A 5,417-nucleotide genomic window follows, 5' to 3' on the forward strand; every position below is an offset into this window, starting at 1 on the left:
ACAATTATCGATCCCGTATCCTGCTTACCAGTGCCACCCGGACGGCGGCATGACACTCACCTCAGCACGCCATTCCCCACGAACCGTGAAGAGCCAGTTATGTTGTTGCTACGACGCTATGACACCAAGGCGTGTTGAGTTCGACTTCTGCTTCATTGGCCAGCGCGTGGAGCTTCTGCAGGTCATTACGGGAGAAATCCCGGGCGTCCTGATCGAGGATGCAGAAGCTGCCGACGAACCATCCGCCCGGTCCGCGTAGGGGTATGCCGGCGTAGAACCGGATGAAAGGTGCGGCGACCACGGACGGATTGGTTTTGAAGCGGGGGTCGGACAGGGTGTCGGGGATGATCAGTGGTTCATCCTGCTGAATGGTTACATTGCAGAAAGCGATGTTCCGCTCCAGGTACCGGTGCAGCGGGCCCACGAAGGATTTAAGGTACTGCTGATCATCGGCAATCAGAAATATGGTCGCTGAGCTTACCCCAAAGTGCGCCTTCGCTGTTCGGGTGAGCCGGTCAAAGCGTTCCTCGTCGCCTGACCCGATCAGCCCTAACCGTTGGACGGCGCGGGAGCGTTGCTGCTCGGCCGCGGTTCCGACTCCGGTCGTTCGTCCTTGGGTGCGCGGCGGGAGTGCGCCCTGTTTCGAGGCGGGCGCCGTCCCGGTGTTGTCTTGTTCCAGGCGGTTGCCCACCGCCCACGTTCCACTGTTGGTCATGTCGTCCTTTACACGGACGGTGCCCCCAGCGGCACGTCCATCGCTAAGTCTGACGAGCCGAAGTCGTCAGCACTGATCAAGTTTTTTTCCACGCAGAGTCAATTGCGGTGTATTGCCTACTCGAGGGGCCCCACCACAGGCGTACATCCATCCCTGACATAGGTGTTTGATCGCGACAAAGCATTGAACAAGGCCGGTCTGGCGGCTCACCCACAGGTGTACGGCATCAAGCTCCGCCCTTCGGGCTCCACCCGCACACCAGTAGCAGCACGCTGACCGGGGATCGCTGCCGCTGATGACCGTCATCGATCACGTGCCGGCCCTCGTCCACCAGGAAGAAGTGCTGGCCACCTACGGGCACCGCACCACCGTCCTTGGCACCGTAGGACCTGCCTCGTCCCTGCTGCGCTACCTGGTCTTCGATCGCCTTCGCCCATGAACGCATCATGAACGGGGGGGGTATTTCGTCGCGTCCCACGTCGCGGCTCTCTGCGGAGAGCTCGACCTGCCCGCCCCCAACGATGACCGGCCGATCATGCTGATCGACGAGCTCCAATCACCGGATACCAACGCGACGCAATAGTGGGAAGGCCACCGCATGAAATATTTTGTGCCCGCCGTCGATCAGATTATCCAGCAGGTAATCCGGGCTGTGTCCTTCAATACTGAGGCCCCACGCATTAACTAGAAGCCCTGCAGGGCGGGGCCATTATCGTCACCATGCCCTTCCGCAGTCAACAACAATTTATTTTGATCCGACAGCGTGTGGATGCTTGTTCAAGACTATTTTGAGGGAAGCACCGCGACCTGTCTCCTCGAACGGTGCAGAACCACTCTTCGCCTGATCCGAAATTATAATCTTCTGGATCTTCAGTCGTGGGATTTCGTTTCCGGCCTCCGCTTCGCTGGAAGGGTCTCAATGAAACGCTCAACTTCTCTACCCCGCCATCGCCTCACCCGATCAAATACCTGGCGGCGGACCGCAACGGTGAGTGCCGCGATGGGCGTCATCACCCTCACCAGCCTCACCCTGGTCAGCGGCCCCTGGGAAGCCTTCGCCGCCGACGCGCCCATAGGCCTCGGCACTGCAGGCGCCTACTCCGTGCTCGGCGGACAAACCGTAACAAACACCGGTCCCACCCGCCTGAACGCCGATCTGGGGGTAAGCCCGGGCAGCGCCGTCACAGGATTCCCGCCAGGGCAGGCCCGGAACATCGACGCCGCCGACGCCGAAGCCCTGCAGGCCCAGTCGGACCTGACGATCGCCTACAACGACGCCGCCGGAAGGGCCCCCACGGACAGCGTCGCGGGCGACCTCGTAGGCCAGACCCTTCAAGCCGGGGTCTACAAATCCACGGGCCCGTTGGCCCTCAGCGGCACCCTGACCCTGGACGCGGCAGGTGACCCAGACGCGGTCTTCATCTTTCAGGTCGCAAGCACCCTCATCACCGCCTCCGCCAGCAACGTGGCACTCATCGGAGGCGCCCAGGCCTGCAACGTCTACTGGCAGGTCGGCAGCTCCGCGACCCTGGGCACCAATTCTTCCTTCACGGGCTCAATCCTCGCCCTGACATCCATCTCGGTCACCACCAATACCGTCGTCGAAGGCCGGGCGCTAGCCCGCGATGGAGCGGTAACACTGGACAACAACACCTTCATCACCTCCGACTGCGCCCCCACCCCGGAACCAACAGAAACGCCGACGATTGAGCCGACAGTCGTGCCGACGGTAGTGCCGACCCCGACCGTGGAGCCGACGGTGGTGCCGACGCCGACGGTTGAGCCGACGGTGGTGCCGATCCCGACGGTTGAGCCGACAGTCGTGCCGACGGTGGCGCCGACCCCGACGGTTGAGCCGACAGTCGTGCCGACGGTGGCGCCGACCCCGACCGTGGAGCCGACGGTGGTGCCGACGCCGACGGTTGAGCCGACGGTGGTGCCGACGCCGACGGTTGAGCCGACGGTGGTGCCGACCCCGACGGATGAGCCGACGGTGGTGCCGACGCCAGTACCGACAGTGACCGTTCCGGTGCCGGTTCCGACGGTGACTGTTCCGGTGCCTGGTCCGACCGTGACCTCTTCTGCGCCGCTGTTGGGCGATGGTTCTGACGGTGGGGGGACAGGTGCAGGGTTCGACAATCGATCAGGGGTGACCGGCCGTGACGGTGTCACGGGCGGAACCAACCGTGGCACGAATATCCAGACTGCGGCGAGTACTGCGCATGAAACACAGCCGTTCCTGCCGGCCGTTGTTTTCGCCGGTGCCACAGCATGCCTTCTCATCCTTGCGCGCGCAGCGGTGGCGTCGCAGCGTTCGACTCGTAGGCATTAGGACCGGTGGGATGGAGCTCACCTCGCCGCCGACTCCTTCGTGAGCGCCCGGCGGGGGACGCCCACGCCAATGTCATACCGGGCCAACCAGTCCGGCAGACCCGAGGCTGCGGGCACGAGAGGCGATGGAGAAGCCTCACCCTTCTTGCATGCACCAGCCTCGCCCTTACGGCATGCGCAGTGCCGCTCGAGTCCGCTCGACCACCATCCGGCGCTATCCCGTCGCCCAGCACACAGTCGGCGTCAGCCTCACCGGTTCCTAACCCGTTCGAGCAGGGTGAGGGGCCGCCCCGATCCCCGCAAGCAGGCGACCCGGCAGCAGGCGACCCGGCAGCAGGCGACGCCGTAGCAGGTAACCCGGTAGCAGGTAACCTGACAGGATCTGCGGCGCAGGCAGGGTCCCCATCAGCTGCGCCGGTGGGGTCCCAGCCGGTTGGTTTGTCCTTCGTGGACGCTGACATCGATATCGCGGTCCTGCCGCTGACTGCTACCGACGCCGACCGGGTGTCGGAGTTGCTCGTTCCGCCGCTGACACTGGATGCTTACTGGCTCACGGACTATGGATCCCCCGGACCGGGATCCTCGAACACCACGTACATCGTCGGACACAGCTGGGAAGGGCGGGACGCGCCCTTCAACCGGCTCAGCGACCCCTCCCTCGTGGGATCCGAATTCACATTGACGACGCTCACCGGCCGGCTCACCTACGTCGTCGACTCCATCACCACCCATGACAAAGACACCCTGAAAGACAGTGATATCTGGGACATCGTGCCCGGCCGGGTGGTTCTGATCAGCTGCTACACGGAAGATCCGTGGGGCAGGAACATCGTGCTCACCGCGACGCCAAAACCTACTTAGCGGCACGCCGCACCACCGCAACTCGGCCATCGACATCAAAGCGCAAACTAAGTCCTCAGCAGCCCCTGCTTCTCGGCAGTACTGATCTGTATTGCCGTGCAAGTGGCCAGGATGTCTTCCAGGTTGCGGCGAATCCACAGCGCGGCTTCATTATTCATGCGGGCATCAGCATCTGGTGCGGGTTGTCCGGCAAGGTCCGTCACGGCTCGGTCGACGGCGTCGAGGAGCTTTTCCAGTTGCTGCAACTGGTCCGTGGCGTCCGCCCCGGACCGCGTCGTAATCCGCGCCTGCCCGGCGCAACGGTGACGTCCCGCTGAGTGGTGGAGTTTCCTCGACACCGTGTGGGTCAGTTGTTCTAGTTTAGGCGGTAGCGAGTTCGGGGAGGATCACCGCCTGGTCGACGGGCTCGGCGGGGTTGTTCATCGTGGTCAGCTCGAGCATGGATGCTTCGGAGAAGTAGCGGCGTTCTCCGGCTTCCCACTCGTCGTGCTGCTCGATTAACACTGCTCCTGAAAGGCGCAGCAGCGCCGCCGTGTTGGGGAACACGCCGACGACATCGGTGCGGCGTTTGATCTCTTTGTTCACCCGTTCCAACGGGTTCGTGGACCAGATCTGTCGCCAGTGTCGGCGCGGGAACGCGGCGAAGGCGAGGAGGTCAGCTTCGGCATCGGTGAGCATGGCGGCAACCTTTGGATGAGAGCGTCCAAGCATCGTGGTCACTTCCGTGAACTGGCTGCGGATGTGCTGCGCGTCGGGCTGAGCGAAGATCGTGCGGATGATCGAGGCGACCATATCCTGACTACCTTTTGGGACCACCGCGAGCACGTTGCGCATGAAGTGGACTCGGCATCTTTGCCAGCCGGCACCCTGGAACACGGTGCCGATAGCTTTCTTCAGCCCGGCGTGGGCATCAGACATGACCAGCTTCACCCCGTCGAGACCGCGGGCCTTCAACGACCGCAGGAAGGCGGTCCAGAAGTCCTCGTTCTCACTATCTCCAACGTCGAAACCCAGTACTTCCCGGCGTCCGTCGGCAGCGATACCAACCGCGACGACGACAGCTTGGGACACGATGCGGTGCCCGACCCTGGCTTTGCAGTACGTCGCGTCCAGGAACACATACGGGAAGTCCTGGCTTCCAAGGGTGCGGTCACGGAACTGAGCGACCTCCGCGTCGAGACCCGCGCAGATCCTCGACACCTCCGATTTGGATATTCCTGTGTCGGCACCGAGCGCTTTGACGAGGTCATCGACCTTGCGGGTCGAGACGCCGTGAACATACGCCTCCATCACGACCGCGAACAATGCCTGATCAACCCGGCGGCGCCGCTCCAGCAAGGCGGGGAAGAATGACCCCTGGCGAATCTTCGGGATCTTCAGATCCAGATCTCCCGCCGTGGTTGTTAACCTCGATCTGGGCGGCCTAGGGATTTCGGACAGTGGGCCCTCTTAAACTGAGGGTGTTACTGGAAGAGAGATCCGCTGAGATGAGTGCTTCACGACGACGTTT

The 5,417-nt window shown here is 63.0% G+C and carries 5 protein-coding genes and 1 pseudogene; 3 read left to right on the top strand and 3 right to left on the bottom strand.

All coding sequences use genetic code 11. The features are described from left to right. Positions 1-97: 97 nt before the first annotated feature. Entirely contained in the window at positions 98-715 is a 618-nt protein-coding gene (locus IWX63_RS16215; protein ID WP_199279187.1) for a GAF domain-containing protein, read from the bottom strand. Between the two features lie 295 nt (positions 716-1,010). Here IWX63_RS16215 and IWX63_RS16220 point away from each other — a divergent pair, with 295 nt between their 5' ends. From IWX63_RS16220 to IWX63_RS16890, 3 genes are all read left to right on the top strand, one after another. Continuing rightward, positions 1,011-1,154, top strand: coding sequence for a hypothetical protein (locus IWX63_RS16220; RefSeq protein WP_199279188.1), 144 nt, complete (start codon positions 1,011-1,013; stop codon positions 1,152-1,154). 561 nt (positions 1,155-1,715) lie between these two features. Beyond that, positions 1,716-3,047, top strand: a complete 1,332-nt coding sequence (locus IWX63_RS16225; RefSeq protein ID WP_334685943.1) for an ice-binding family protein — start codon at positions 1,716-1,718, stop codon at positions 3,045-3,047. A 446-nt stretch (positions 3,048-3,493) separates the two neighbouring features. Continuing rightward, the gene (locus IWX63_RS16890; RefSeq protein ID WP_334685944.1) at positions 3,494-3,907 is read left to right on the top strand and encodes a class F sortase; all 414 of its coding nucleotides are present in this window, start codon (positions 3,494-3,496) and stop codon (positions 3,905-3,907) included. A 47-nt stretch (positions 3,908-3,954) separates the two neighbouring features. Here the strand turns inward: IWX63_RS16890 and IWX63_RS16235 are convergent, their stop codons facing one another. Further along, a complete protein-coding gene (locus tag IWX63_RS16235) occupies positions 3,955-4,152 on the bottom strand; it encodes a hypothetical protein (RefSeq protein ID WP_199279190.1) in 198 nt (65 codons plus the stop codon). Positions 4,153-4,267: 115 nt separating this feature from the next. Continuing rightward, positions 4,268-5,314, bottom strand: a pseudogene (locus IWX63_RS16240) (IS256 family transposase); the annotation flags it as partial. Between the last annotated feature and the right edge of the window lie 103 nt (positions 5,315-5,417).

This window comes from Arthrobacter sp. CAN_A2 (genome assembly GCF_015752045.1).
Lineage (GTDB): Bacteria > Actinomycetota > Actinomycetes > Actinomycetales > Micrococcaceae > Arthrobacter_D.